The organism is Streptomyces sp. NPDC045470, from assembly GCF_040646595.1.
Lineage (GTDB): Bacteria > Actinomycetota > Actinomycetes > Streptomycetales > Streptomycetaceae > Streptomyces.
The window spans coordinates 219640-246200 of sequence record NZ_JBEZAN010000009.1; the positions used below are offsets into that span (position 1 = coordinate 219640).

The following is a 26561-nucleotide window of genomic DNA, read 5'->3' on the forward strand; positions in this document are numbered from 1 at the left end:
CCCCGTCGGCTCACGAAAGAAGGTGTTCTCTCATGGCACTGCGGTTCGGCGCCAATGTCTCCATGGCGAAGACCGATTACGGCACGGTTCTCCTGGATGAGCGCGGTGGTGATTACTGGGAGTTGAGCCCGAGCGGCACACTCGTGGTGACTACGCTACTGGCGGGTGGTGACGAAGGGGCGGCGGCCGACGCGCTGGTGGCCGAGTACGACATCGACCGGTCCCGGGCGGCGCAGGATGTCGCCTCCCTGGTGCGGGAGTTGCGGACGGCGGGGCTGGCCGAATGACGACACCGAGCGCCCTGGACCGGCCAGCCGGTGTTCCCCTCGCCCGGCGCCTGGCGGCACGTCTCGTCCTGGTCCCCGCCGTCGCCCTGTCCTTCTTGCCGCCCCGCCGGCTGCGCGCCGTGCTCGGCCTCGTGTGCCGCGGGGCCGAACCGGCCTCCGCCACCCAGGCCAAGCATGCGCGGGATGCGATGTGTGCCGTGAGCCTGCGCTGCGCCGGGCCGCCCGGATGTCTGCCCCGCTCGCTGGGAGCCGCACTGCTGTGCCGGCTGGGCGGAAGCTGGCCGACCTGGTGCACCGGGGTGCGCATGGTGCCGCCCTTCACCGCACATGCCTGGATCGAGGTGGCGGGGCACCCGGTGGACGAAGGCGTACCGGACGACTACTTCACCCGGCTGGTGACGGTCGCCCCGGTCAGCCGGCCGGACCGGTGACCGACCCCGCCACCGCGGCGTGCGAGGAGGCGCCGCCCGGTGGTGACCGCTCCACCCGGGTCGCGATCGCCACCATGTACCGGCTCACCGCCGACCACCGGCCCTCCGTCGTCGTCGCCACGATGCTCACGCTGGCGGGCTCGGCCCTCGGCCTGGCCCAGCCACTCGTCGCCCAGCGGATCGTCGACGCACACGGGCACGGCCCGGTACCCTGGCCCTTGCTGCTGGCCTTGGCGGTGCTGTTCCTCACCGAAGCGGCGACCGGCTCGGTGGGACGCTTCGTCCTGGAGCGCATGGGCGAGGGCATCGTCAGGGGGCTGCGCCACGGCCTGGTGGCGCGGCTGCTCCGACTGGAGATGAAGGAGTACGACCGGCACCGGAGCGGCGATCTGATCTCCCGCGTGACCACGGACACCACCCTGCTGCGGGAAGTGGTCTCCCAGGCCCTGGTCGACCTGGTGACCGGAGCTCTCGCCGCCGTCGGGGCCGTCGTCCTGATGGCACTGATCGATCCGTTGCTGCTGCTCCTGATCGCCGCGACCGTGTCCCTCGCCGCCCTGATCGTGGCCTCCCTGCTGAAAGGCATCCGAGCGGCGTCCGAACGCCTGCAGAATGCGATCGGCGCGATCGCCGCCGATCTGGAACGGGCGCTCGGCGCCCTGCCGATGGTACGGGTGCACCGTGCCGAAGAACGCGAGGGACAGCGCATCGGAGTACGCGTCGAATCGGCGTACGGCGCGGGCGTGCGCACCGCGAAACTGGCGTCGGTGATGAGCCCGGCGGTCGAACTCGCCGTTCAGGGTTCCTTTCTGATCGTCCTGGTCATCGGCGGTCTGCGGGTGAGCGGGCAGGCCAACTCCCTCGGTGATCTGGTGGCCTTCCTGCTGTACGCCTCCTATCTGGTGATGCCGCTTTCCTCGGTGTTCCGGGCGGTCGGCCTCATCCAGCGCGGCATGGGCGCCTACCGGCGGATCGAACAGGTCCTGTCCCTGCCCGCGGAACCCTCCCGACCCCTCACCGCGTCCGCCGGCGTGCGGACGTCCACGGCGCCGACGGGGACGGGCCGGCCGCCGGCCCTGGCTCTGCGGGACGTCGGCTTCGGCTACGACCCGCATCGGCCGGTGCTGCGCGGCGTCTCCCTCACCGTCCCGCGCCAACGGCAGGTCGCCCTGGTGGGCCGGTCGGGAGCGGGCAAGAGCACCATCTTCGCGCTGGTGGCCAGGTTCTACGAACCGGACACCGGGACGCTTCTGTTCGACGGGCAACCCGCGGGCGAGCTGAGCCGCGGGGAATGCCGGGCCCGTATCGCCGTCGTCGACCAGAACACCCACGTCGTGCACGGCTCACTGCGGGACAACCTCACCTATGCCGTACCCGACGCCGACGAGTCCGAGATCCGTCGCGTCGTCGAACTCGCCCAACTGGAAGACGTCGTGCGGAGGCTGCCCGGCGGTCTGTCCGGCGTACTCGGCGAGCGAGGGGGCACGCTCTCGGCCGGGGAACGGCAACGGATCGCCCTGGCCCGGGCCCTGCTCGCCCGCCCGGCCCTCCTTCTGCTCGACGAGCCGACCTCCCACCTCGACGCCGTCAACGAGGCCGCGCTGACCACGGTCATGAGGGACGTCTCGGCGGAATGCGCCCTCTTGGTGATCGCGCACCGGCTGTCGACGGTGCGGCACGCCGACCGGATCGTCGTCCTGTCGGGCGGCCGGGCCGTCGCCTCCGGAAGGCACGAGGAACTCCTGGCGGAGAGTCCCGTCTACCGCACACTGGCCGCCGGCCAGATGCCGCAACCGGCCGGCACGCCGCCCATCACCACAGACGCCGGGCGATTTCGGCGGCAGTGACCGTGCCTAGAGGCAATGCTGTTGCTTTACGACCTTGCGGGTTGAGGTCTGCGGATGCGGACGGCTCGTGCTCCGGCGAGGGTGGGTTGGGGCCAGGTACGGTGTCCGGCACGTTTGAGCCGGTAGTTGGACATCTTGCGTTTGACGACGCGGGGCTGGCTGCGCAGGCGTCTGACCGGCAGGAGCCGTTGCAGCAGGTCGTGCTGGAACAGGATCAGGGTTCTGACCAGGAGGTCAGGGGGAAAAACTGCCCGGCGTGACGGTCACGCTGCGACGGGCCGAGCGCAGGGTCTCGGTGAAGGAGATCCGGTCCGGATCCAGGTGCTGGGTGGCGGCGGTTCTCCACATCAGCTCGCGCAGGGCCCGGTGGACCAGCAGATGCGCCCAGATCTGCTGGACCACGCCGTCGGGGGCCTTGCTGCTGAGCACGGTGCGGGCACCTCGCTGGTGGGTCTTGAGCTCGGCGAAGACCGCTTCGGCCTCCCAGCGCTCGTGGTACAGCGCGGCCAGCTGCCGGGCCGGATACCGTCGGCCGTCCAGCAGACTGGTCACCAGCCGGTACTCCCCGGCCGCCCGGCCGGTGCCGTTCAGCTGGTAGGCCAGCACCCGGACGGTGACCGGATCGCTGCGGGCGGGGTCGGTGCAGGCATGGATGCGGGACAGCCAGGAGCCGTCCCGCAGCCGCCGGTCGACGGGCAGCACGCGGTTGGCGGGCACCCGCCACAGCAGATCGGCACCCGTGGCGGTGAAGGCCCGCCATAGCGGCACCCCGAGGAACTCCCGGTCGGCCAGGACCAGCTGGCCTGGGCCGCAGGAGCGGGGCAGGCGGCCGACCAGGGTGACCTCCCCGGTGCGGCAGCCGGCCAGCTCCGCATCCAGCACCAGATGGGTGCCGGTCTCCACCAGGCAGGCCATCCGCACCTGCGGGAAAGAGCTCCGGTCCGGGCCCCGGCTGTTACCCGGGCGGCCGGAGGCGGCCTCGTTGGCCGGCGTGTCGGCGACGTCCCAGCAGGTGCCGTCCACGGCCATGAGCCGCAGCCCCCGCCAGAACGCCCCCGGCGTTTCTGCGGTGGCCAGCGGTTCGGCGGTGGTGGTGAACAGCACCCTCAGCGGCTCGGTCCCCAGCCGCTGCCGGGCCCTGAACAGTGACGACCTTGCCGGGATATGCCAGTCGCCCAGCAGCCCCAGGCTCCGCAGCCCCTCGACCAAGTGCCGCATGACCTCAAGGTACGGAGCCGGTGAAAACAGGGCGAGCCCGAGCACGAAGTAGACCACCAGCCGGGCCGGCAGCAGGCGCTTGCGACGCTCCACCCGGCCGCAGGCGGCCACCACCCGATCCACCAGCCCCGGCGGATACACCCAGGTCAGCAACCCCAAGCCCGACAGCTCAGACACATTCGCAGGCACACGCACCACCCCCGACGGCCACTACCAAGCAGCCTACGCCCGCAGGTAAAGCAACAGCATTGTGCCTAGAGGGTGTCTGAGAAGCCCCGTTCAGGGCAGGACCCGTGCTGTGCGGTGCAGTAGGAGCATGATCATGGCCAGGTAGATCGCGTTCTCCTGACTGGCGGCGAGGTACTCGTAGTCCTTGGAGAGCCTGCGATAGCGGCCCAGCCAGGCGAAACTACGCTCTGCTACCCAGCGGCGCGGGACCACCGCAAAGAGCGGTACCTCGCGAGGCGGGGCGTCGGCCCTGGCCCAGGTGCCGCGGAAGCCGCCGTCTTTGCGTCGCACGATCTGGAGGGTGATCCCGGTCTCTTCGCGCACCCAGGCCAGGAAGTCCCGGCCCCGGCAGCCCTGGTCCGCCCACAGGTGCCGCAAGCGGGGGAACTTGCCGGCGCACCGGGCCAACAGCACCGCGGCACCATCGCGGTCGCGGACGTTGGCTGGGCTGACACAGACGGCCAGGACCAGACCGAGCGTGTCGACCAGGAGGTGGCGTTTGATGCCCGGCACCTTCTTGGCTCCGCCATACCCATGCCGGCCACCCCGCTCGGTGGCCCGGACGCTCTGGCTGTCCAACAGCCACGGGACCTCCACCGGCGGCGCCTTGGCCTGAGCCGGTAGCCGCCGTCGGATCCGCTCGGGCCTCGGCCCGAGCGGCGTGCCACCCGACGAGTTGCGGCAACAGCTCCCGCAGTCCGCCGCACACCAATAGGGTCGCGCTCCGCGCGATCACATCCTCGACCCGGCCGAGCACCACGTCGACGACGAGCAGCACCGAGCCGGCGAGGGCCAGCATCAGGACACTCATGCCCGCCCCTGCGAGCCTGGAGGAGGTCTGCACGATTTCGGGCCCCGCGCTGCAACAGCGTGCGGTGCAGCGCGGCCAGCGTGGTGGACAGGGCCGTCGCGAGCACCGCGAGCGGCAGCGTGGTGATGTACATCGCGCGCTGCGCCGTGTCGAGTGTGGGAAAGCGGGCGGTGAAGGCCAGCGTCAGCAAGAGAGCGAACAGGGTCTGGACGCCGGTCTGGATGATCCGCAGCTCCTGGAGCAGCTCGCCGAAATCGCGGTCGGCCCGCTCCAGTGTCGGCTCCTCGCGCGGCGTACGGTGACTCTCCTCAGCCATGCTCCAGCAAGCTGCCCGGCCTACGCCGAACCGTCGCCGGGCCGGGAGGCGCATTTCGGGCCCGCGAGGCGTGCGGGCACCCCGCCCCAGGGCTCACTCGCCGAACGAGCACCTGGATTCGGTCCGGGCGGCTCATTTCCCCGGTATGGCGAAGCGCAGGATGCGCCCCCAGGTGGAGCCGTACTGTCGCCACAACGGCCCGGTGACGTAAGGAATGCCGTACTTCTCGCAGAGTTCCCGCACGCGCGGGGCGATCTCGGCGTAGCGGTTGCTGGGCAGGTCGGGGAAGGCGTGGTGCTCGATCTGGTGGCCGAGGTTGCCGCTGAGGATGTGGAAGAGCGGGCCGCCCTCGATGTTGGCCGAGCCCTGGATCTGCCGCAGGTACCACTGCCCACGCGTCTCGCCCTCGATGTGCTCCTCGGTGAAGGTCTGGACGTCGCCGGGGAAGTGGCCGCAGAAGATGATGGTGTTGGCCCACAGGTTGCGCACGGTGTTGGCGGTGAGGTTGCCGAGCAGGCAGGGCAGGGCGGAGGGCCCGGCGAGAAGCGGGAAGAGGACATAGTCCTTGGCGAGTTGGCGGGTGGCCTTGGACAGGAACCCGCTCAGGCCGGCCGCGAGGGACCGCCATGTCTTGCGTCCCGCGGCGACGGCATCGGGCTCCAGGTCGTACAGCGCGATGCCCCACTCGAAGAGCGGGGCGAGGACGAGATTGTAGAGCGGCTGGGCGAGATGGCGCGGGCGCCAGCGCTGGTCGCCGCTCATCCGGAAGACGACGTATCCGAGGTCCCGGTCGCGGTCGACGACGTTGGTCCAGGTGTGATGCAGGTGGTTATGGGTGTGCTTCCATGCCTCGGCGGGGGTGAGGAAGTCCCACTCCCAGGTGGCCGAGTGGATGGCCGGGTCACCCATCCAGTCCCACTGGCCGTGCAGGATGTTGTGGCCCAGCTCCATGTTCTCCAGGATCTTGGCGACGGAGAGCATGGCCGTACCCGCCGCCCAGGCGGGTGGGAACAGCGAGACGGCCAGAGCCATCCGGCCTCCCGCCTCCAGGCCACGCTGGCCGGCCATCACGGTACGGATGTAACGGGCGTCGTCGGCGCCGCGCGCGGCGATGACCTCGGAGCGGATGCGGTCGAGTTCCGCACCGAATTCCTCACCGAGATCCTTGCCGAGGTGCTTGCCGGGGGTCGTCTCGGTGGAATCGAGCGGGGTCACAGTCACGGGGACTCCTTGGTGGCTAGGCGTCAAGGGCCAGTGGTCCGACCGCGGCCGAGACACAGGTCTGGATCACCTGGCCGGTCCGTTCGTGGACTTCACCGGTACGCAGGTCGCGCACGCGGCCGTACGTCAGGGGGGTGAGGCAGCCGAAGCAGATCCCACGTCGGCACCCGTACGGCATCGCCACGCCCGCCGACTCGCCTACGACGAGAAGCGGGGTCGTGGCGTCCGCCGTGCTCTCGGCACCGGTGCGCGTGAACAGTACCCGGCAGCCGGGGCCGGGGCCGGCGTCGGGCTCCGGCGGCACGACCGGCGTAAGGCCGAAGCGCTCCACGTGGAGACGCTCGGCAAGGCCCTCACTGCCCCAGTGGTCCTCCACTGTGTCGAGCAGGCCGGCCGGGCCACAGACCCAGGTCTCGCGCTCCCGCCAGTCGGGGCAGAGCCGACCCAGATCTTCCGGGGCCAGCCTGCCGTGCTGCCGGGAGTGGTGTTCGTGATAGTCCAGCCATTCCCACTTCCGCTGCGATGCGAGCAGTTCGGAGCTGAAGATGCTGTCCCGGGCGCGGGGCGCGCTGTGCACCAGCACGACGTCGGGGTGCGGGGCTCGGCGACTCATGAACGTACGCAGCATGCCCATGACCGGGGTGATGCCGCTGCCTGCGGTGACCATCAGGATTCTGGGCGGAAGTTGGTCCGGGAAGACGAACTCCCCTTGCGCCGGGCCGAGTCGAAGGACAGTGCCCGGAAAGGTCCGATGGGCCAGCCGAGGCGACACCGTACCGTCGGGCACCGCCTTGACGGTGATCGTCAGGAGCCCGTCCTCTCGACCTGGCACCGAGGTGAGGGAGTACGTGCGCCAATGCCATACGCCGTCCACCTCGACGCCGACCGGCAGGTACTGCCCCGCGCGGTGCCCCGACCACCCCCGGCCGGGCCGGAGGGTGAGCGTGCTGGCGTCCGCGGTCTCCGGGCTCACCGCTGTCACCCGCCCCACCGGGAAGCGGGCATCGAGGAGGGGGTTCACCAGTCCGAGATAGTCGTCCGGGGTGAGCGGGCTGGTTAGCCAGGAGACGGCGGTCAGCAATCCACGTACGAGAGCCGGTACGGCAGGCATCCACAGAGTCCTCTCGCCTCACAGCACGAGGAGTGCTGCGCACGTCGAGTCGTCCCGGGCCCGGCTGAGGCAACGAAACCACGACTGCGCGAACCGACGCGCGGCCAGGAGGCACATCCCGCCACACGCGAGCTGCGGAATCCGGCGAGCGCGTATCCGCACAGCGCGATGGACTGCGAGGACATGCCAGGACAGACCAGGTAGAACTGGCCGGAAGGCGACGTCGATTCCACGCCGCCCGACCGCTGCATGAAGCGGCCGCAACTCCGGTCCGCGCCGGGCTCTCATTGAGCACACGAAAACCGCTCCTGTTCCCGGGTCTCCCCGGGAGCAGGAGCGACTTCGCCATACCTGACGGCACGTCAGGATGCTTGCCAAGCGCGCGTCAGACGTGCGTCGCGCGTGTCGGACGATCGCGCCACCTCGGGCGGCCCGGAACGGTCAACCGCTCAAGGCTTCCTCGGCGTAGGGCCGCGTCGGCCAATTGTCCCGCCGCTCCTGGGCCACCTCCGCACGGCTGCCGGCCAGCTCTTCAGGCAGGGAGGCCGAGCGCGCGGGGGCCGGTTCGGGGACGGCAGGCTCCGGTATCACGGCCCCTACGGAGAGCTCAGCGCGCCAGTCGCTCCGGCGCACGAGCCGCCCGTCGGACTCGGCACCGCTGTTCCCACCCTGACCTGGAAGCATTCCGCGGCCCGGCGCAGCGGCCAGCCGTCGTCGACGACGCACCGGGCCAGCCGCAGACGGCCGGTCGGGGTCAGCGGGGCGTTACGGTGGATCACGAGGGCCTCCTGCACTCGGCGGTAGACGTCGCAATCCGCACCGAGCCAGAAGGCCTTCACCTCTTTCAAGCACCCATCGCGGACGCGTCACCTGTCACCAACGTCCCGGAACAGCACACCAGGTCGAGTGAGTTGAGGCGACCTGGAATCCGACCACAGGATGCGACCGACTGGCCATGAAGTCGCCCGGGTAGCGGCCGGGATGGCTGGCCCGCCAGTGCGTACGGGCCGTGTGGACGATGCCGTTGCCATTGACGTCAAGGCCGAAGTCGCTAGCTTCCGCCTCCAGGCCAAGGCGCCGCATCGCGTCGTACGGGCGGCACAGGAGCCACGGGGGGGGCTGTTGCCGAACCACTGCCGGAGTCGCTGTACCGCCTCCGGGCGGCCGGTCCGCTCCGTTTCGCGCGGCAGGATCTTGTGCAGGCCGGAGAAGACGCCCGCTCCTGGACAGCCGCACGGGCCTTATCACGCCGAGGCCGATACGACGACAGTGACAGCGACAGGCCCTACGGCCCGGTCCGTGAGTCGGGGACCTACGGCGTCCGGTCGTGCGGGTAGGCGGTGGCCCGGTGCTGGAAGGAGAGGATCTTCGGGTTCTGGACGACGCCGTCGCGGATCTCGATCGCCTTACTGATCGTGGCGTCGGCCTCCCATTCCCCGGGGCCTTCGAGGACTCTGCGCACATACGGGAGGACGGCCTCGCTGATTTCCCACGTAGCCGAATCCCACAGATGCGACGGGCTGTGGTCGACGGCGTAGTAGTGGCAGCCGGCACCAATGGTGGTCATCGGCTCGCCGAAGGTGGCCGGGTACGCCCACTCGAAGCCCATGCCTTCGTCGCACGACACGTCCACGAAGTAGGTCCCCGGCCGGAACAGATCCAGCTCCTTGTCCGTGACGAATGTCAGCGGCGCGTCGGTGTCCTGCCTTATGCAGTTGACGACGATGTCGAACCCGGACAGGTACTCGGCGAGCGGTACCGGACCAACAGGGGTCAGGGCCTGGAGGCGGGTCGGATCGTCCGGCTGCTCCTGGAAATGGCCCATCACCACGGACGGCATCGGCGAGGCGACCGCCACCGCATCGCGCTGGGTGAGCACCGTGACGTCGGACACGCCCATGGCGCCCAGGCCCGTCACCGCTCCACGCGCCGTCGCACCGAAGCTGATGACCACCGCGCGCAGACGCCGGCCGTAGCTGCCGGTCGCACCGCCGAGCTGCAGCGCGTGCAGGACGGAGCAGTAGCCGGCCAGCTCGTTGTTCTTGTGGAAGACGTGCACGCTGAAGTCGCCCGTGGCGGTCCAACGGTTCATGGCCTCCCAGGCGATCACGGTCAGCCGCCGGTCGATGCCGAGCTGGGTCAGCTCCTCGTCCTGCACGCAGTGCGGCCATCCCCACAGCACCTGGCCTGTGCGCATCGCGGGACATCCTCGTACATCGGCTTGGGCAGCAGCAGTACGTCGCTGCCGGTCATCAGCCACCCGCGGGAGCGCAGGCCGGCCACGAAGGGGCGCAGCGCCTCGTCGTCGAGGCCGAAGCGGAGGCCATAGCCGTGCTCGAGGAAGATGCACTCGCGTATATCGGAGTCGATGCGGTCGAGATGGCGGGGGCGCAGCGGAAGGCGGAACTCTTTCTCCTTGTGGCGCCCAGGGCCATCAGGCTCATGCGTCGCTTCCCCGCTGGTCGCCCTGCGCCTGGCCGACGTGCTTCCGGGAGCGCACCTCGTACCGGCGTACGCGCTCGGTCAGGGACAGCGGGGTCTCGTCCAGGCCGGCGGCGGACCCGCTGGCCAGCCGGGCGCACACACCCCGGCAGGCCAGTGTGGGACCGTCACCGCTGCGGGAGACCACCAGGCCGTCCGCGGTCGGTGCGCTCCGGTAGTCGGTGCCGCAGATAACGCAGGTCAGCCCGAAGAGCATCTCTTCGGTCGGTGCCGAGCGGCTGTTGCAGCGGCTGTAGATGGAGGATTGCGAATACATCAGTCCCACGTCCTCGGGAGCCGACGGGCCCCCGGGCTTGCCGTTCGCCGAGAGCGACACCGAAAGGGATGACGGCATACGAGATACGCCCGGTACTGTCACCGTACTCCGGTATGCGACCGGTTCGAACCACCGTTCTCAGCACGACGCAGCCCGCACGATCACCTCGGTTGCGGCCGGGAGGGCGGGCGGGTGTCGATACAGCGCCGGCCGCCGACCCCGACGGCGAGGCGGCGCGCGGCCGGTGCCCCGCCGCCCGCGCCGAACGGGTCCGGGGCATGCTCGACCGGGCCCGCGCCCGCGGCGAGGAACTCCTGTACATGTCGGATGTGCTGGACGTCGTCCTGACACCGACCTGTGCCCGGGTGCTGTTCGGCGTCGGGCCGTTGACACCGGACTGCATCGACGACCTGGTCGACCGCGTGCTCGTCACACGGGCAGAGGGCTGGTCTCGGCCACCAAACTTTCGGCGCGATGCGCAAGAAGGCCCCCGGTGGCGGATCGAACACGGGCCGTGGGAACACGAACGAGGCCGGTATGCGCCAGACCGCGGTGGACCTGATGGTGGTCGTCGAGTACGGAGTGAGCATTCCCGTGCTCGGCGCCGATGCCCGGACCATGTGATCGCGGCGCCGAAGCGGATTTCCGGAGCGTCTCCGCACCGGTCAGCGTTTGAAGGCCTTCCTGGCCTTGGCGGCAGCTTGCTTGAGGTTGCCCATCGAGCGGTCCGACCGGCCTTCGCGCTGCGTCTGCCTGTTGCGGGCGGTCCGGCCGAGGGTCTCCTTGATCCTGCCTTTGGCTGTCTGGGCCTTGGTCCTGATGACTCGTCCCATGTCCATGGTGGTCCTTGTCTGTGGTGTGGTGACTGTCGCTTCGGAGATCGTGGATGTGCGCGTTACGGGAAAGTGGTCCGCGACTCCGTCCGGTGGCGAGATCATGCGTGCTGTTGTGGACGGGGGCCACTGGTGTGGGTGGTACCCGATGCGCCGACGGGTGCGCCGTCGGCTTCCAAGGGGGTGGCGCTGAGAGCGAGAAGGGCCACGTCGTCCGCCGGGCCGACGGGGAAGGTCGCCAGCAGGGCGGCGAGGTCGTCGATGACGGCGGCTGCGCGGGGGGCCGTACTGGTGGCCGCGTGATGGGTGAGGTGCGCGGCCAGGCTTTCCTCGTCGAAACGGGCGCCGTGGGAGGTGCGCGAGGCGGTCAGGCCGTCGCTGTGCAGCAGGAGTGCCTCGCCCGGTGCCAGGCGCAACGTCCGGGAGACGATCGGGACGCCGTCGAGTGCACCGAGAAGCATGCCGCCGGACAACTGCATCGGTTCAGCACGGGGGCGTAGTCCCCGGCGGGCCGGGCGCAGGTGGTATGCGGGAGGGTGGCCGCCTCCGGTCAGGGTGATGGTGAACCCGCCTGCCGGGTCGGGAACCAGGGTGCCGAAGATCAGGGTGCACAGGCGGACGCCGGCGGTCGGGTCCGCCAGCAGAGCCGTGTTCAGCGTCTCCAGCACGGTGTGCGGGTCGGGCTCCAGCAGCGCCGTGGAGCGAAGCGTGTGGCGGATCATCGAGGTGAGCGCGGCCGCCGTCGTACCTCTGCCGCTCACGTCACCGAGGCAGAACGCCCACCGGCCGGCGCCCAGGGGGAAGATGTCGTAGAAGTCGCCGCCGATGTCGTGGACGGAGGCAGTCGTGTAGTGGCAGGCCGCCTGGAGGCCCGGCACGTGGGGCAGGGCCGGCGGCAGCAGGGAACTCTGCAGGGCCGTGGCGAATGCGGCGGTCCGGGCCCGGTCCTGCTCGGCCCCGTCGCGTGCCGCGCGTGCGACCTCCAGTAGTTCGCGTTCCCTGCGCAGCATGTGCAACGCGGACAGCCTCAGCTCCAGTTGGTCCATGACCAGCGTGGCCAGATCGGTCAGCGCGGCGGCCTGCTCGGGGGTGGTCCGGCGGGGCCGGGTGTCCAGGATCTCGACGGCGCCGAGCCGGTGGCCGTCGGCAGTGGTGATCGGTGCCGCGGCGTAGAAGCGGGTGCCGGCGGGGCCGGTCACCATCGGGTGTGCGCGGGTCAGGGCATCGTGATGGGTGTCGGGGATGACCAGGGGCCCGTCGGAGAGGATTGCCGAGCTGCTCAGACTTGCGTCCCGGCCGGTCTGGGTGGCGCCTTCCAGCCCGTAGGCGGCCTTGAACCAGACTCGGTCGGTGTCCACGATCGTCACCGTCGCCATCGGGACGTCGAAGAGGCGTCCGGCCAGCGCGGCGATCCGGTCGAACGCTCCGTTCGGCGGAGTGCCCAGGATGTCGTAACGGCGAACCGCCGCGATACGTCGCGCTTCTCGTTCCCGGCCGTCCTCGGAGGCGAGTTCAGGCTTCCTGCTCTGTTTGTCGTCCGGCATGTGCCCACCTCGTTTCCGGTTGCCCAGGGCGCTGCGTACGGGTGTCGTGCGCGAGGACGCGGCGGGCAGCATCGTGCCCGTTGCGCCACCGGTCCGGAGAGCCTGCGGACCTGTCCGATGTCCTGCCACCCCACGCCGGAAAGGCACGGTGGGCGGCGTGGCCGGCCTGATCCGCCGAATTCGCGCTGAGCGAGGCGTGGACCGCTCCTGGCCTGGTCCGGGTCTGGTGCCCGTCACGGTGTGCCTGCCGGAAAGGGAGCTGGCCATGGTGAGGACGTGCTTCCGCGGTGGCTCGCTGTAATGCCGCCCAGCAGCAGGGCAGAGTTGCCGTGCGAGAGGATGCGTCGTAGAGCGAGCGGCGGATGATGCAGTCGCAGCCTTCTGCCTGTCTGCGTGGCCTGCGCGGCGGCGTGCAGGAAGGCGTTGAGGCCGCTCACGTCGCAGAAGGTGACGGCGGTCAGGTCGATGTCGATGGTGCGCATGGTGCCGTACAGGCATTCCCGCAGGGACGCGCTGACCAACGGCGCCGTCGTCAGGTCGATCTCACCGGCCAGAGTGATCAGTGCACGGTCCCGCTTGTCGTGCCGGTAAACGTTCAGACCGGGCAGGGACATGGCGCCTCCGGTTCCGGGCGTCCGGGCCGGGACGGCCGGCGGCGGTGCGGGCCGTGGTCCCGGCAGGTGTGCGCTCAGCAGCAACGCGCCGTCGGGGTCTGGAAGGTCGACGTCCTGATATGAGGGTAGCCCCGGGCCCAGCGGACCGGGAGCGGGAGGCCTCAAAATGCTCACGGGCGGAGCCAGTTCGGGTAGGACGCTAACGGGTCGGTCAGGGTCGGGGAAGCGGTCGAGGGCACGGCAGCGCGCAAGACGCGGGTCCGGCCGGGCTGCGCGTGGAGCCCGACTCGGGCATCGGCGCGACCGCCGGGAGGTGTGCGGGGGCGCGGCGACTACACGCACATCGGCGCGGCTCGTCGGCCCTCGAATCCGTACGGGCACCGAGTGCCGCCCGCGGCAGGCCCATGATTGCTGCCGCGGCACGGCAGGCCCGGTCACAGGCCCGCCACGTCGCGCTGTTCTCCCTGTCAGAACCTCCGGCCCTTGAAGGATCCGGTGGTCCTGCGCCGCGGGCGCAGGCGTCCGCGGCCTCCGTCCCTGTGGTCCCGGCGGGTGTGAACGGGGAGAGAGGCGGCGGTGACCTGCTGCGGCCGGGCCGGGCTGCGGGAGCCGCGGCGGTCCGGAAGGCGGCGGCTGTATCGGTGCAGCGCGATCCGGTCGTTGTGCTGGGCGTTCAGAAGGTGGATCACGAATACTCCCAGAGCGATCATCGCGAGTATGACGGTGACGGTGAGGCCGGTGCCCATGGCCGTGTCACTTCCCGTCGGTCGTGGAAACGGGCGCGGCCATGGCGCCGCCCTCCGCTTCCCATGTCTCGGTGCGGCCCGGCGAAGCCGCCTCGGCAGAGGCCGTGGGGTGACGAGCCAACTCGGCCCCCAGGAGTTCGCTGCCGGTACGGGCGGTGTGCGGGTCCGAAGCGGCGCACATGAGCCGTGCGGCGGCGGCCGCGCCGGTCTCCGGAGGGACGATCAGCAGGTCCCAGCGCCCGACGCGGTAGGAGAGCAACAGGAGCTGATGCGGGTCCTGCTCGTCGGTGAACCAGCCCACCTTGATCACACGGCCGTTGGCAGGGATCTTGCGTGGCACGACCGGCCAGTGCGTCGGGTTGACCGTGATGCGCGTGATGCGGCCCCACAGGGGTTCCAGCTGTCCGGTCAGGGTGGGAAGTTCACGTGCGAGGTCGCGCGAGCGTGGCCACCAGGCGCCGTCGAGCAGCCCGGTGCGCGGGCTCGAGGGCTTGAGGGAGAGCCGGACCGGCGGGTGGCCGGAGGGGCTGACAGCCGGCGTGGCCGGCGGGGCTCGTTCGGTGATCACCGTCATGGTGTCGACCCGTCCCCGGACCCGGCGTGCTCGGCCCGGAACTTGGAACCGGGAGAGATACCGGCAAGGAAGCCGGTCAGGAAATGCTCTCGGTACCACCAGCGTACTCTGCCGGCAGTGCCAACCACGACTGCCGACTGCCGGAGCCCTGGGCACAGACCCTGACCAGGGAAGCGGTGGTTCAAGAGTAGGCTGGTGACACCGAGGGCTCCTCGTACGCGGGCTCCGTTTCCCGTGTCGTTCTCGGCGAAGCACCATACCGGGGCTGCCCCGGGCGAGGTCGCGTGATGACCACGAACACACTCGGTCCGCCGGTGATCGGCAAACGAGCCTCCGGCCATGGACGCCTCAGCGACTGCTGCCGCATTCGGGTGCGGACGGTGCGCCATGACCGTTGACCCTTTGCTACCCGTGATGCTGCCGGACGGCGTCCGAGTTCATCAGGCGGGCCCAGGGACAGCCGTACTGAGAATGGAGACGACTCCTCGCCGCGACGGGACCTTCGACGGTACGTGGTGGCCGAGGTCCCGGCATCTGGAGACCGAGTCGCCCGGCTTGATACGCGTGTTGACCGAGCGGCTGGGCCCCCTCGCACGTCTCGGACTGGACGCGAGCGCCTGGGACGCGCACCCGCACCACTTGGTCGTCGACGGTCACCTGATCCGTATCGACTGGTCCGAGGTCGGCGACGGCACGATGCTCGTCACCCGCGGGCGGCAGGACATCTTCTCTTTCCTGATGCTCCCGCCACAGGCCGACGCGTCCGCGGCACGCGCAGCCATGGCCATGGCTGTCCAGGACGGCAACAACACATCGGCCGCGGAGATCTTTGCCGCCACCGGAGTCGTTCCCGCTTGAGGAGCAGAGCCCCGGCCGGCCAACGGCCAGGGTGCGGTGGCCACGGTCGTCCAGCTGTTCCCCGGCACGGCGCTCACCGTGCGCGGCGCGGCCGACGCCCTCCTCGACTCGCTCCGCAACCCCACTTCGTTGCGCACGTACGCGATCGGCCTGGGCAAGACCGTCGAGCGGCTCGGCGAGGCCCGGCCGGTCGCGGGATCGCGGACGACGAGGTTGGCGAGGCCCTGGAGCAGTCGTGGGGCACCGCCGCGGTCAACACCTGGAACGCCCGGCGGGCAGCGGTGCTGTCCCGCCTGGCCTGGTGCCGCGAACGCGGCTACGAAGTGCCGGCGGTGCTGGCCTGGACCAATCGGCTGGCCCGCCGGACAGTGGGACTCCGGCCCGCTCGAAGATGGCGACCGACCGGCTGATCGCCCGCCGGGAGGTGCATCTGCGGTCTGCGGGAGAAGACGCTGTGGCGGATGCTGTACGAAACCTGCCGCGCGGGCGGAGGAAATTCTCGGCGTCAACCTCGAAGAGCTGGACCTGGCGGGGCGCCGGGCTGCGGTGAAGGCGAAGGGGGCGAGGCCGCGGACCCGATGGCGCGGAGAGGGAGGGCTTCGTGCCGGCGACCGTGTTTTGGGATGACGGTACCGCCCGGCTGTTGCCCCGGCTGCTCAAGGGACGCGCCCGTGGGCCGGTGTTCACCACCCACCGCAAGCCGGGCCCGGCAAGGTCGTCAGTCCGCGCGATGTGTGCCCCGGACACCGGGGCCCGCATGCTGCTGGACGCGCACACCGCCCGCGGCGACGCGACGGTGACCGGCTGGAATCTGCACGCATACCGGCACTCCGGGCTGCCCCACCTCGGCGAGACCGGAGCGTCCCTGCCCATGCTCATGGCCAAGTCGCGGCACAAGAAGGCGGAGAACGTGCGCCGCTGCTTCCATCCCTCGCCCGAGGCGATCACCGAGGACACCAGTCTGCTCGCGCCCGGTGACCGCACCCGCTGATGTGGCGGCGGCCCTGGAGAGGATGGTCATCACTCGTTCGAGTCGGGATCCGAACAAGTCGCCCTTCTGCAGCATCCAGCGCCGTAGCCTCGGGTGGTTGGCTCGGCCCCCAGCCCCTGGTGAGGGCTTTCGCTCGCGCTCTTCGCAGACCGCTCATTCGCGCACGTCACCAGGGATCAAGGGCCTCATACCCAACCCGCCGCGTACATCCCCGCTTGACCCCCGGCAGCATGGGCCCTGCGTCGTTGCGACGCTGCACGGCGAGATCGACATGCTGGTGGCGCCGGTGCTCGCCGTACAACTGGCCCGGCTGACCCACTGCCTGCAGTTGGATGTGCTGGTCCGCCTCCGGCAGGTGACCTTCATCGACGGAGCCGGCATCGAAGCCCTCGCGGTCGCCCGCGTTGCCGCCATCGCTCACGAAGGGCATCTCCGTCTGCTCTGCCCCCTCATATTGTGGATCTTTCGCCATCCGCGGCTGGTCCTTGGTTTCGATGTCCTCCGGGTACTCCCCGTGGCAGCCTGAGCAGGTCCGAGGCCTTGGCGGATCGGGCTACGGCCAGGGGTTGTCGGGGTTGTCCAGGCGGAGTCGGTGGTGCAGGACGTCACGGGCGGTGGTCAGCAAGGAGCGGTTGTGGCTGAAGGCATGGCTGCGCAGCCGGATGAGGGCCTGGGCGCAGCTGATGTGCAGTTGGGCGGAGAGCATCCCGGTGGCCTGGTGAACCTCGGCGAAGTGCAGGCCGGGCTCGTCCAGCAGTCGTGCGTCGGGGATGTCGGCCCAGGCGGCCTGGCTGATGATGGCCTGGGCCAAGGTGTCGGCGAGCCCGAAGGCGTCGGCCAGCTGGTCGGGGCTGAGCGGGCCGGGCCGGGAGCGGTGACCGGTGAGCGCGCCGAGGGCGATGACCCCGATGCGCAGCGGGAAGGCGAAGACGGCACCCACCCCGATCTCCCCGATGGCGCCGGGCAGTCCGGGCCAGCGGGTGGGGGCGAAGGCGGTGGGATCGGACAGATCCGGCAGCAGCATCAGCATCCCGTACTCGGCCGCGTCCAGGCTAGGCCCTTGCCCTTGGACACGCTGCAGGTCCTCCAGGGCCGTGGCGTGTTCGCCGAAGGACTGCACCAGCTCAGGAGGGTTGCCACTGGGGCCCAGCAGCAGCGCCAGGCCGTCCAGGCCCAGCTCCCGGGCGCATCCCTGCAGCGGCACCGGGCCCAACCCGGTGCCGTGATGCTCGGTGATGGCCCGCAGGTAGGACACCATCACCCGTTCCGGCACCATCCTTCACCCCCCTTGCAGATGGTCTGGCGACACGAGGGCCACCGGCCCGAGCCGGGCGGCGGTTCACTGCCCGGAGTCCAGCAAGGAGGAATCCGCGGTGCCGCGCAGGACCTGGCGGGCGATTTCGGTGAGCCGGATGCGATGGGTGCGGGCGTAGAGCCGCATCAGTGTGAAAGCCTCCTCGACCTCGACCTGGCGACGGTGGGAGAGGAAGCCCTTGGCCTGTTCGATGACGATCCGGCTGTCCAGCGCGGCCTGCAGCTGCGCGTTCACTGTCATTTGCTCACTCACCGCCCGCTGTTGGAGGACGCCGATGGTGGCGGTGTCCGCCAGTGCCTGGCCCAGCCGCAACTGGGCGGCGGGCAGCGGGCCGGGTTCGTCGCGAAACAGGTTCAGTGCGCCGATCACCTGGTCATGCAGCCGCAGCGGCGCCGCCGCTACCGAGGTGAATCCCAATTTCACGGCCGCCGGGGCGAAGTACGGCCACCGGGCCTGCACGGCGGGATCGTCGAGGCGGTCCACGGCGACCTGGGCACGGGAGCGGAAGCAGTCCCGGCACGGGCCCTCATCCCACTCGGTGCTGGCCAGCTCCAGCTTGCGGGTGCGCTCGTCCGAGGCGGCCGCGTCCACCAGCTGGCCCTGCGGGGTCGCCAGCAGCACCCCGGCCGCCGCCACGTCCAGCAGATCCACGCAGTGCTCGGTCAGGGAGTGGAGGAAGTTGATGACGTCGAAATCCTGCACCAGCGTGTCGGCAAGGTCGACGAACGCCAACGCCAGCCGGTCCTCATGCGACGACTCAGGCATGCCCCGCTCACCCCCAAGGGCGAAGGGGACACCCGCCGGGAGGCATCCCATCCAGGCCAGTCTCCACCTTGGGCGGCAAAGGCGCCAGCATGCCCACCCGGTGCACGCCGACGACCGACTGCGTGCGAAGTCGACCGACTGGGTGTACGGGCAAGTCCATAAATGCTGGACCCCCGCCGGGCACACGACTGTGCGGTGCCCCCACGGCCCGGTGTCGATCCCCTCCGCGCCTGGGTGGCCTGGCCCCGGCGTCCGTCCTCCCCCCCCCGGGAGTGGGACCTGGACCGGCCCCACCCCACAAAGCTCCCCGAGACCGGCCGCGGCGGGGGACGGCGGCCGCAGCCGCCCACGGGGCCTACCCGCTACGTCGCCACCGTCGGGTTACTCCTCGTCGCCTGCGTCCTTCTCCCACAGCGGCCGCAGGCCGCCGGGCAGCTCGGGAAGTCGGAAGGAATGGCGGCCCAGCACGTTGAGGTGGTGGCGCACGAACGGCGAGAGCCGGGCGACGTCCTCATCGCGGACGTCGAAGCCTTCCGCGCGCAGCTTCCTGACGGAACGTTTCTCCGTAGCGGAACTCTAAGCCGGTTGTCAGTGGACTCGGTCTTCGGTGTCTTCCTTGGTGTCGTCGTCGGGCAGGTGGACGTCGTTGACGGAGATGTTGATCTCGACGACTTCCAGGCCCGTCATCTGTTCCAGGGCTGAGGTCACGTTGTCGCGGACGTCGGCGGCGATGGTGGGGATGCTGCCCCCGTACTCGACGACCACGTCCAGGTCGATGGCCGTCTGCCGTTCACCGACTTCGACCTTGACCCCGCGGCTGAAGTTCGAACCACCGCCGGGGACTTTGTCACGCATCGCCCCGAAGGTACGGGCGAGGCCGCCTCCCAGTGCGTAGATGCCGGGCACTTCACGGGCTGCCATTCCGGCGATCTTCTCCACCACGCCGTCCGCGATGGTGGTCTTGCCCCGGGGCGAGGACAACTGGGCGGGGCCGGTCCGCCCGGATGGTGTCGTCGCGTTGTCCGGGCGGCGAGGCTCAGCGGATGTGTGCGTGCTCGGGCTGATCGGCTCCGTCATGCGAAGCCACCTCCTCAGGTGGTCCACCGGCTCCCATACTCCAACGGTCAGGGCTTTTTCGTACACCGTGAGTACCGGCCAACTCAGCAACTACGCAGGCTGTTGACGATGCCTCCGGGGCCTCGCGCCCCCGTCCGGGGCACCTGCGGCTGTGAGGTCCGGCTCCGCTGTTCATGACGGCCCCGGACGACAGAGTCACCACTACCCGGTGGGCGTGTCAGGGGCGGCCCGGGTCCCCTGGCGGATCGGGGTGCCGGCGTGGTGCAGGCTCTTGAGAACCTGCCGGTAGGAGGCGAACAGGCCGGCCTCCAGGTAGTCGATGTCTGCCTCCTGGCAGTACCGGCGGACGATGGGCTGCGCCTTGCGCAGATGCGGGCTGGGCATGTTCGGGAACAGGTGGTGTTCGATCTGGTAGTTCAGGCCGCCCAGTGCGATGTCGATGAACCAACCGCCGTGTACGTTGCGGGAGGTGAGGACCTGGCGGCGCAGGAAATCGAGGCGTTCGGGGCCGGCCAGGGTGGGCATGCCCTTGTGGTTGGGAGCGAAGATGGAGCCCAGATAGACGCCGAACAGACACTGGTGGACCGCCAGGAAGGCCACCGCCATGCCGGGCGGGAGCACCACGAACAGCGCCGTCAGGTAGAGCGCGAAGTGCGCGAACAGCAAGGTTCCTTCCAGGCCCCGGCGCTTGAGCGAGCGGTTGGCCAGTGCCCTGACACCGGCCACGTGCAGGTTGAAGGCTTCCAGAAGGATCAGCGGGAAGAACAGGAACGCCTGGGCACGGCCGAGCAGCCGGGGAAGTCCGGTGGCGGCACGTGCCTGGTTCTGGGACCAGACCAGCAGGTCCGGTACGACGTCCGGGTCAAGCTCTTCATGGTTGGGGTTGGCGTGGTGGCGGGTGTGCTTGTCCTGCCACCATCCGTACCCCATGCCGATGCCCAGATTCGCAGCCCCCCGGCCGGAGCGTTCACTGGCCCGGCGCAGCCGGAACACCTGGCGGTGCGCCACATCGTGGGTGACCAGGGCAACCTGGCCGAAGACCAAGGCCAGGAACGCGGCCACGGCCAGGCTCCACCAGCTGTCACCGACCAGGGCGAAAGCGGCCCAACCGACGGCGTACAGCACGGCCACCGAGGCTACCCGCACTGCGTAGTAGGTCGGCCGCCGTTCCAGCAGGCCGGCCTCCGCGATCTTCTTGGAGAGCCGGGCGAAGTCGCTGCCGCCCTTACGCCGGGGCGGCGGCAGAACCTGGTTCAGCGGGGTGTCAGAACTCATACAGCCAATCTCGCCGGCCCCGACGGGCCGGCTGTGCTCACGGAAGACGACAGGGCCGGACGCTGCCCGCGGTGCGACGCCACGGTGCACCGGCGTCGGGCCACACGGACACGTGCCGCAGGCGCACCGGAAGACGGGTCACCACGCTGAGCGAGGTCCGTGAACTCGTGGGCAGAGGGTCGAGTGTTGGGGCACTTGGCCCTCCGGGCGGATCCTCACGCGGTCGGGGGCTGGGGCCTCTGCGTTCACCGTACCCCTCCCCGCCCTCCTTGAACAGACGCGACTCCAGCCATGTACTCACACGCAGCAAGGGGGAAGGGAAGGGCCGGGAGTGCGGTCACCTTGCCGGATGGGAGGAAGACCGGAGGTCGGGCAGTCAACCGCTGGCCCGCCGCACGTTTCCAGGAGGCACCGCCGCCGCCATGGCTATCAAGCCAACAGGCCTCGGAGTTTGTCATGTGCGGTCGGCAGGGCTGTCATCACGCTGCATACTTGATTGATCCGGGCGGGCGGTCAGGCCCCGGCGCAGTTGCTCATTACTCGGCCCTCAGGACGCCCTGGGCGGCGTCCTTCACCGAGGAAACCGCCACCAGGCTCCACTCTCCATGTATCGCCTCACGCATGACGTGAACCATCTGTCGGCTATCGGTGCTCCCGATCCCGTTCGCGCTCCTCGCGGTGTCAACGGCCCCGGTGCTCCCGGCGGTACAACGGTCCCAGCGGGCACGGCGGTCGCGGCCCTCCCGACTGTTCTGTGAACCTTGGAGGGGGTCGGCCTGGTCGTCGAGCGGGTGACGGGAGTGCCGCTGCCACAGGCCACGGTCTGGCGCCTGCTGGCCGGCCGGTTGGGATGGAGTCCGCAACGGCCGGAGCGTCGGGCGGTGGAGCGGAACGAATCCGAGATCGCCCGCTGGGTCGCGCACGAGTGGCCACGCATCAAAAGGGGCGGTGAACACACGTGCCTGGATCGTGTTGCTCGACGAATCAGGCGTCTCGCTGTTGCCTGAGATCCGCCGCACCTACGCTCCCGGGGCGCACTCCGCTCCTTCGGCACCGGTTGGGCTGGAAACGGGCGCCGTGGACTGCAGCCGTCGGCTACCAAGCCACCGTCCCCGTTCTCCGTTCGCGCCTGTGTTTCCACCTCAAGCCCGGCAGCTACGACACCACCGCACTGATCGAGGTACTGGAGCAGGTCAAGGCGTGCTACGGCGGGGAGCGCGTAGTACTGGTCCGGGACGGGCTGTCCGCCCACCGGAGCCGTGCGATGCGCGCCAGCTTGCTGCTCAGGCGCTCGACGGTGTTGCGCTTCGTGCAGAGACCGGTGTCGTGGCGGACGGGCCGCCCGCCCGTGGCGCCTTCTTCTTCTGGTGGGCAGCCCGGTCCTTCGTCTCCGAAATGATCGCTTCGCTGTTGCGTTTGCGCAGGTAGGCACAGTTGTCGCGGGACGAACAGGCGTTGTCCGCGACAACCGCGCCGGTCGGCCTGGCGGCAGCCCCGACCGGCCTTCCACCCCGTCCGGAACCGCACTCGTGCCGCTGGCCGGACCGAGCCTGCCTGGAACCGGGTTGGCCGCCTCTGCCACACGTTCCACGGTCCGTCCAGGCCCTCACACCGGGCCGTCGGAGATAGCGCCTGCAGCGGGTGGGAGCCGGGCAGCGGCGGAGGAGGATGCGGAACCGTCCGCGGCCGCCGTCGGCTCTCCGTTCGCATGGTCGGCGGCGGTCATCCGCTGCCGCGACTCCCGTGGCCGGCCGGCTCCTTGTCGTGGGTCTTCTGCGGGCCGGCCTCATACATCTGCTGGAGCCGAAGCGGAAACGCGGGGATCGTCGGCTGTGGATTCCTCGGTGGTGCCCGGCGTGTAGAACAACTCGATGACGTCGTGCACCTCGATGTGCCGGTGCCAGTGGCCCTGGGGCACGATCGTGAACTGGCAGGCCGTCAGTGGTACGCGGTAGCGGTCGGTACCGGTGAGGATTTCGAGGGTGACACTGCCCTCCAGGACCATCAGCAACTCGTCGGTGTCGGGGTGCAGTTCCCAGTCGGACTGGTCGAGCCGGTCGCCGTAGTACACACAGAGCGGGGCGCCGTTGAACGGTGCGAGTTCCCGGAAGTCGAACGGTGCGAGTTTCCTGGCGACGGCGAGGGGGTCGTGTTTGCTCATGTCCCCACCATCACGGCCTTATGGGCGCCGGTCTTGTACGAATGGTCCCTGACCCGCCCACGCGGTGCCGTCCACCGCCAGCCCTGGGTCACCGGCCAGGATCGCCGGAGTTACTCCGGTGAACGCCCTCACCTCCCGATGGAGGTGGGACTGGTCGGCGTAACCGCCCTCCGGCGCGACCCGGGCCGCACTCGTGCCCATGGCCAGGTGGTGGGCGGCAGGGTTGAAGCGGACCAGCTTCGCAGCGCGCTTGGGAGAGCAACCGATCTGCGACCGAAACCGGGACCACAGGCGCCTTCGGCTCCATCCGACCTGGAAGGCCAGATCATCGATGCGCACCCGGCCACGGCTGACGACGATCCGGTCCGTGGCCCGGGCCACCTCCGGGGCCACGCACGGCCCCGTCTCGCATCGACGGGCGAGCAGGACGTCGGTCAACGCGAAACGACTCCCCCACGACGGGGCATCCCTCAGTCACTCCCTAAGCAGTGACGCGTCCCGGCCCCACAGATCGTCAAGGGCGATCACGGCGCGGTCCAGTTCCGCCGGGCCGGCGCCCAGCACGGCGCGCGCGACCGCCGGGGACAGATGCACCTCCACGCACTTGATGTTCTCGCCCCGCGTACGAAGCTCGCTCAGCGCGAGCCCGGCGACGAGGCTTCCCCGCCGCTGCCGGCCGGTGGCGTCGTCCACGACGAGTCAGCCCTCACCGAACTCCACAACCAGCGTGACGGCCGGATGCGGGACCGCCCGCAGATCGACCGGGCCCGTACCCCGGTCACGGAACCCGGCCATGCTGACACCCGACACCCGGCCGGGCCGCGACGGCCGCGCGACATCCCACCCAGTCACAGCATCCTGCTCGTGCACGGTGGATCGCATCTCCCCATACTACGCGCCGAAGACCGCCGGAACATTTGTCCAAGAACCGGCGCGCGGGGACGGTGACAGTGGAGTCATGCATGCTGCCACAAGGCTTGAGAAACGGATCCGAACGGCGGAAAGGCGCGTCGCCGCCGCCTACGGACTGACGATGACCGAACACCCCATCATGCTCGAAGATCCGCCGGTCCGGCTACGCGCCCTGACCACCGGCTCGGGTGCACCGGTGATCCACGTCAACGGTCTCTCGGTTCCGGCCATGGGGTTCGCCCCCCTCATTGCCCAACTGCCCGGCCACCGCCACGTCCTGCTCGACCTGCCCGGGCACAGTCTCGCGCCGCCCTACCGCTGGCAGGGCCGACCCGTTCGCGACTTGGCGGTCCGGGTACTGACAGGAGCCCTGGACGCGCTCGGACTCCAGCATGCGGCCTTCGTCGGCAGTTCCCTGGGCGGTTTGTTCACCCTGTGGGCGGCGATCGACGCACCGGCTCGCATTTCCCGGGCAGCGATCATCGGCACGCCCGCGACAGCACTGCCCACGATCCGCGGAACCGCTTCGATGGCGGCACTGGCCTCCCCGGTACGCGGCCCACTCGTCCAGTGGTCGATGCGACTGCCGTCGCCGAGGGCGCTGGCACGCGCGGCCCTCGCCGAGGCCATCGGAACCAACGCGGCGCACGGCATGACCAACGATCTGCTCGACCTGCACCGCCTCCCGCTCCGCCTGCCGGGGCAGGCAGCCTCCTACCGCGCGCTGCTACGCCGCCTGATGCACGGGCGCGCCGCACGCCGGGAGAACATCCTCACCGACACCGAACTGGCCGGTATCGCAGCGCCGCTGCACTTCATCTGGGGCGAACAGGACGTGTTCTGTTCCCCCCGACAGGGGCGGCCAAGCGTGGCGAAGATCCCCCAAGCCCAGTTGGCGGTCGTACCCGGCGGCCACAACCCATGGCTCGAAGACGCCGCCGGTTGCGCAACGCCGGTCCGCTCCCTCCTCACCGGCGCGCCGAAAACATGACACACAGATGGGGGCGGCGCCTGGGTGCCGTACGAGGCGTACCGCACCGCAGACGACCTCTACACCGACAACGAAAGTCCCACGGTACGGCAAACGCGTTCCGATAGGTCGCTTTCATCGGCAGAGTCCTATTTGCTTCCAACATATCCTCGTGGCGAGGTGGCACTCAGAGCTGGCGGTGGCTCAGGCGACGCCTGTGGTTCACGGTAGGCCCGTATCGCCTGTCTCATCCCGCAGGATCTGTCTCACTCCACGAGGTGTAGTTCATCCCGTTACGCACCTATCCGTCACGCGCAGATCCAGGAAACAAGCGGCGCCTGTGAAGCACTGAGACGCATAGTGGAGAACAAACCAGCAAAAACGACTCTCAGGGGCCTCGCCAGAGGTGCCCGGCTGTGGGCTCAGCCGGTGTGATCGGGGTCAGGGCGGGTGCCGGCCGGCCAGAGGCGGTCGGGGAAGGCTGCGGTGTCGGTGTCGGTGTCGGGCATGAGTGTGGTGAGCATCTGCTGGGCGGTCTTAGCGTTGTCGGTGGCGCGGGGCAGCATGACGGTTTCGTAGGCGTCGAGGGCCTCGCCGATGGTGGGGTGGCCGATGACGGCGCGGGCGAGGTCGGCGCCGTCGAGCAGAGCGAGGTTGGCGCCGACGCCGATGGGCGGCATCAGGTGGGCGGCATCGCCGAGCAGGGTGATCCCCGGGACGCGTTGCCAGGTGTGGGGCACCGGGAGGACGAACATCGGCCGGTTGATGAAGCCGCCCTCGTTGTCGCGCAGGATGCCCAGCAGGTTCTCATGCCAGTCCTGGTACCGGGCAAGGAGGCGGTCGCGTACGGCTCCGGTGTCGGTGAGGTCGAGTCCGGCGTGCCAGTCCTGGGGGCCGCGGAAGGTGATGTATGCGCGCACGTGTCCGTTGCTGTTGCGCTGCAACACCAGGCTGTGGCTGCCCGCTTTGGCCGACATGGTGCCGCGTCCGACCAGGTGGGCGATGTCGGGGTGGCGGTGGTCGACATCGTTGAAGTGGGCTTCCACCAACGTGACACCCGCGTAGGCGGGTTGGGCGTCGGAGAGTGCGGGTCGTATCCGGGACCAGGCGCCGTCGGCGCCGATGACCAAGTCGAAGTCGTCGGCGTGCGCGCCGGTGCGGTCGTGATGGTGCAGGCGGGCGGTGCCGTCGGGCTGCGGGGTGACGGCTTCTACGGTGCGGCCCCAGCGGACCGTGCCGGGGATAAGGGAGTCGAGCAGAAGCGCGCGCAGTCGGCCGCGGTCGATCTCGGGCCTGCTCAGGTCGCCCTCGCCGGCGCGGTCGTGACGTACGAGGGCGGCGTGGCGGTCGTACAGGCGCCATTCCTGGCCTTCGGGCCGGGACAGGGCCAGGAACTGGTCGAACAGTCCGGCTACGCGCAGGGCCGCCTGGCCGGTGTCTTGGTCGATGTCGAGGGTGCCGCCCTGGGAGCGGGCGTGGGGATCGCTCTCCTGCTCGAAGACCGTGACCGGCATGCCGTGCTGTTGCAGGATCCGCGCGCAGACGAGACCGCCGAGGCCGGCGCCGGCGATGGCGATGCGAGGGATGGTGGACATGAGGGTCACGCTCCATTCGGTGGGTGAAGAAGGTGCCGGTGTTGTGTGGTGAAGCCCTGTCCGGCGTAGCGGAGCAGTCATTCCGGTGGGAACGCTGCCCGAG

27 protein-coding genes and 5 pseudogenes are annotated in these 26561 nt (G+C 69.9%); 10 read left to right on the top strand and 22 right to left on the bottom strand.

Annotation, left to right across the window (positions count from 1 at the left end; all coding sequences use genetic code 11):
• The first annotated feature begins 32 nt into the window (after nucleotides 1–32).
• The 3 genes from AB0A97_RS24840 to AB0A97_RS24850 all read left to right on the top strand — a co-directional run bounded on the left by AB0A97_RS24840 (nucleotide 33) and on the right by AB0A97_RS24850 (nucleotide 2565).
• Nucleotides 33–287 (top strand): lasso peptide biosynthesis PqqD family chaperone, encoded by a 255-nt coding sequence (locus AB0A97_RS24840; RefSeq protein ID WP_361153803.1) that lies wholly within the window; start codon nucleotides 33–35, stop codon nucleotides 285–287.
• Nucleotides 284–718, top strand: a complete 435-nt coding sequence (locus tag AB0A97_RS24845) for a lasso peptide biosynthesis B2 protein (RefSeq protein ID WP_361153805.1) — start codon at nucleotides 284–286, stop codon at nucleotides 716–718. Before AB0A97_RS24840 ends, AB0A97_RS24845 begins: the two co-directional genes overlap by 4 nt.
• A 74-nt stretch (nucleotides 719–792) precedes the next feature.
• Nucleotides 793–2565: an ABC transporter ATP-binding protein gene (locus AB0A97_RS24850; protein ID WP_361154003.1), complete on the top strand. Its 1773-nt coding sequence runs from the start codon at nucleotides 793–795 to the stop codon at nucleotides 2563–2565.
• Nucleotides 2566–2799: 234 nt separating this feature from the next.
• Here the strand turns inward: AB0A97_RS24850 and AB0A97_RS24855 are convergent, their stop codons facing one another.
• From AB0A97_RS24855 to AB0A97_RS24890, 8 genes and pseudogenes are all read right to left on the bottom strand, one after another.
• Nucleotides 2800–3960 carry an IS4 family transposase gene (locus AB0A97_RS24855; protein WP_361153808.1) on the bottom strand — a complete coding sequence of 387 codons (1161 nt, stop codon included), beginning with the start codon at nucleotides 3958–3960 and terminating at the stop codon, nucleotides 2800–2802.
• Between the two features lie 102 nt (nucleotides 3961–4062).
• Nucleotides 4063–4608 carry a transposase gene (locus tag AB0A97_RS24860; RefSeq protein ID WP_361153811.1) on the bottom strand — a complete coding sequence of 182 codons (546 nt, stop codon included), beginning with the start codon at nucleotides 4606–4608 and terminating at the stop codon, nucleotides 4063–4065.
• A gap of 73 nt (nucleotides 4609–4681) precedes the next feature.
• Nucleotides 4682–5138, bottom strand: a pseudogene (locus AB0A97_RS24865) (DUF6328 family protein); the annotation flags it as partial.
• A gap of 132 nt (nucleotides 5139–5270) precedes the next feature.
• A complete protein-coding gene (locus tag AB0A97_RS24870) occupies nucleotides 5271–6353 on the bottom strand; it encodes an acyl-CoA desaturase (protein ID WP_361154006.1) in 1083 nt (360 codons plus the stop codon).
• Between the two features lie 22 nt (nucleotides 6354–6375).
• Nucleotides 6376–7470, bottom strand: a complete 1095-nt coding sequence (locus AB0A97_RS24875; protein ID WP_361153814.1) for a ferredoxin reductase — start codon at nucleotides 7468–7470, stop codon at nucleotides 6376–6378.
• A gap of 656 nt (nucleotides 7471–8126) precedes the next feature.
• Nucleotides 8127–8249 (bottom strand): annotated as a pseudogene (locus tag AB0A97_RS24880) (leucine zipper domain-containing protein); the annotation flags it as partial.
• A gap of 533 nt (nucleotides 8250–8782) precedes the next feature.
• Entirely contained in the window at nucleotides 8783–9667 is an 885-nt protein-coding gene (locus AB0A97_RS24885; RefSeq protein WP_361153816.1) for an alanine dehydrogenase, read from the bottom strand.
• A gap of 243 nt (nucleotides 9668–9910) precedes the next feature.
• A complete protein-coding gene (locus tag AB0A97_RS24890) occupies nucleotides 9911–10228 on the bottom strand; it encodes a hypothetical protein (RefSeq protein ID WP_361153819.1) in 318 nt (105 codons plus the stop codon).
• A 113-nt stretch (nucleotides 10229–10341) separates the two neighbouring features.
• Here AB0A97_RS24890 and AB0A97_RS24895 point away from each other — a divergent pair.
• Both AB0A97_RS24895 and AB0A97_RS24900 read left to right on the top strand, forming a co-directional pair.
• Nucleotides 10342–10641 (top strand): annotated as a pseudogene (locus AB0A97_RS24895) (TetR/AcrR family transcriptional regulator C-terminal ligand-binding domain-containing protein); the annotation flags it as partial.
• A 61-nt stretch (nucleotides 10642–10702) separates the two neighbouring features.
• Nucleotides 10703–10852, top strand: a complete 150-nt coding sequence (locus AB0A97_RS24900; RefSeq protein ID WP_361153821.1) for a hypothetical protein — start codon at nucleotides 10703–10705, stop codon at nucleotides 10850–10852.
• 41 nt (nucleotides 10853–10893) lie between these two features.
• Here AB0A97_RS24900 and AB0A97_RS24905 read toward each other — a convergent pair whose 3' ends face one another.
• The 5 genes from AB0A97_RS24905 to AB0A97_RS24925 all read right to left on the bottom strand — a co-directional run bounded on the left by AB0A97_RS24905 (nucleotide 10894) and on the right by AB0A97_RS24925 (nucleotide 14539).
• The gene (locus tag AB0A97_RS24905; RefSeq protein ID WP_361153824.1) at nucleotides 10894–11067 is read right to left on the bottom strand and encodes a CsbD family protein; all 174 of its coding nucleotides are present in this window, start codon (nucleotides 11065–11067) and stop codon (nucleotides 10894–10896) included.
• A gap of 95 nt (nucleotides 11068–11162) precedes the next feature.
• Nucleotides 11163–12605 carry a GAF domain-containing SpoIIE family protein phosphatase gene (locus tag AB0A97_RS24910; RefSeq protein ID WP_361153826.1) on the bottom strand — a complete coding sequence of 481 codons (1443 nt, stop codon included), beginning with the start codon at nucleotides 12603–12605 and terminating at the stop codon, nucleotides 11163–11165.
• Between the two features lie 233 nt (nucleotides 12606–12838).
• On the bottom strand, nucleotides 12839–13219 hold the full coding sequence (locus tag AB0A97_RS24915; RefSeq protein ID WP_361153829.1) for an STAS domain-containing protein: 381 nt from the start codon (nucleotides 13217–13219) through the stop codon (nucleotides 12839–12841).
• Between the two features lie 467 nt (nucleotides 13220–13686).
• Nucleotides 13687–13965 (bottom strand): hypothetical protein, encoded by a 279-nt coding sequence (locus tag AB0A97_RS24920; protein ID WP_361153832.1) that lies wholly within the window; start codon nucleotides 13963–13965, stop codon nucleotides 13687–13689.
• 7 nt (nucleotides 13966–13972) lie between these two features.
• Entirely contained in the window at nucleotides 13973–14539 is a 567-nt protein-coding gene (locus AB0A97_RS24925) for a DUF5994 family protein (RefSeq protein WP_361153835.1), read from the bottom strand.
• A gap of 471 nt (nucleotides 14540–15010) precedes the next feature.
• Between AB0A97_RS24925 and AB0A97_RS24930 the strand changes: the two genes are divergently transcribed.
• The 3 genes and pseudogenes from AB0A97_RS24930 (at nucleotide 15011) to AB0A97_RS24940 (ending at nucleotide 16914) form a co-directional block, all read left to right on the top strand.
• On the top strand, nucleotides 15011–15397 hold the full coding sequence (locus AB0A97_RS24930; RefSeq protein ID WP_361153838.1) for a DUF5994 family protein: 387 nt from the start codon (nucleotides 15011–15013) through the stop codon (nucleotides 15395–15397).
• Nucleotides 15398–15433: 36 nt separating this feature from the next.
• Nucleotides 15434–16388, top strand: a pseudogene (locus AB0A97_RS24935) (tyrosine-type recombinase/integrase).
• Between the two features lie 271 nt (nucleotides 16389–16659).
• The gene (locus AB0A97_RS24940; RefSeq protein ID WP_361153841.1) at nucleotides 16660–16914 is read left to right on the top strand and encodes a hypothetical protein; all 255 of its coding nucleotides are present in this window, start codon (nucleotides 16660–16662) and stop codon (nucleotides 16912–16914) included.
• A gap of 27 nt (nucleotides 16915–16941) precedes the next feature.
• Here the strand turns inward: AB0A97_RS24940 and AB0A97_RS24945 are convergent, their stop codons facing one another.
• The 4 genes from AB0A97_RS24945 to AB0A97_RS24960 form a co-directional block, all read right to left on the bottom strand.
• Nucleotides 16942–17664 (bottom strand): ANTAR domain-containing protein, encoded by a 723-nt coding sequence (locus AB0A97_RS24945; RefSeq protein WP_361153843.1) that lies wholly within the window; start codon nucleotides 17662–17664, stop codon nucleotides 16942–16944.
• 63 nt (nucleotides 17665–17727) lie between these two features.
• The gene (locus tag AB0A97_RS24950) at nucleotides 17728–18435 is read right to left on the bottom strand and encodes a GAF and ANTAR domain-containing protein (RefSeq protein ID WP_361153845.1); all 708 of its coding nucleotides are present in this window, start codon (nucleotides 18433–18435) and stop codon (nucleotides 17728–17730) included.
• A gap of 621 nt (nucleotides 18436–19056) precedes the next feature.
• A complete protein-coding gene (locus AB0A97_RS24955) occupies nucleotides 19057–19545 on the bottom strand; it encodes an Asp23/Gls24 family envelope stress response protein (protein ID WP_361153848.1) in 489 nt (162 codons plus the stop codon).
• Between the two features lie 201 nt (nucleotides 19546–19746).
• Nucleotides 19747–20820, bottom strand: coding sequence for an acyl-CoA desaturase (locus AB0A97_RS24960; protein ID WP_361153851.1), 1074 nt, complete (start codon nucleotides 20818–20820; stop codon nucleotides 19747–19749).
• 761 nt (nucleotides 20821–21581) lie between these two features.
• Between AB0A97_RS24960 and AB0A97_RS24965 the strand changes: the two genes are divergently transcribed.
• Nucleotides 21582–21827, top strand: a complete 246-nt coding sequence (locus AB0A97_RS24965; protein ID WP_361153853.1) for a winged helix-turn-helix domain-containing protein — start codon at nucleotides 21582–21584, stop codon at nucleotides 21825–21827.
• A 265-nt stretch (nucleotides 21828–22092) separates the two neighbouring features.
• Here the strand turns inward: AB0A97_RS24965 and AB0A97_RS24970 are convergent.
• The 4 genes and pseudogenes from AB0A97_RS24970 to AB0A97_RS24985 form a co-directional block, all read right to left on the bottom strand.
• Nucleotides 22093–22304: pseudogene (locus tag AB0A97_RS24970) on the bottom strand (IS5/IS1182 family transposase); the annotation flags it as partial.
• A 302-nt stretch (nucleotides 22305–22606) separates the two neighbouring features.
• Entirely contained in the window at nucleotides 22607–22981 is a 375-nt protein-coding gene (locus tag AB0A97_RS24975) for a cupin domain-containing protein (protein WP_361153855.1), read from the bottom strand.
• 18 nt (nucleotides 22982–22999) lie between these two features.
• A complete protein-coding gene (locus AB0A97_RS24980) occupies nucleotides 23000–23374 on the bottom strand; it encodes an AraC family transcriptional regulator (protein WP_361154009.1) in 375 nt (124 codons plus the stop codon).
• Nucleotides 23375–23455: 81 nt separating this feature from the next.
• Entirely contained in the window at nucleotides 23456–23674 is a 219-nt protein-coding gene (locus tag AB0A97_RS24985) for a hypothetical protein (RefSeq protein WP_361153858.1), read from the bottom strand.
• Nucleotides 23675–24014: 340 nt separating this feature from the next.
• Between AB0A97_RS24985 and AB0A97_RS24990 the strand changes: the two genes are divergently transcribed.
• Complete coding sequence (locus AB0A97_RS24990) at nucleotides 24015–24884, top strand: alpha/beta hydrolase (protein ID WP_361153860.1); 870 nt, start codon at nucleotides 24015–24017, stop codon at nucleotides 24882–24884.
• 401 nt (nucleotides 24885–25285) lie between these two features.
• On the opposite strand, the gene AB0A97_RS24995 is transcribed toward AB0A97_RS24990, so the two are convergent.
• Nucleotides 25286–26458 (bottom strand): NAD(P)/FAD-dependent oxidoreductase, encoded by a 1173-nt coding sequence (locus AB0A97_RS24995; RefSeq protein ID WP_361153862.1) that lies wholly within the window; start codon nucleotides 26456–26458, stop codon nucleotides 25286–25288.
• Between the last annotated feature and the right edge of the window lie 103 nt (nucleotides 26459–26561).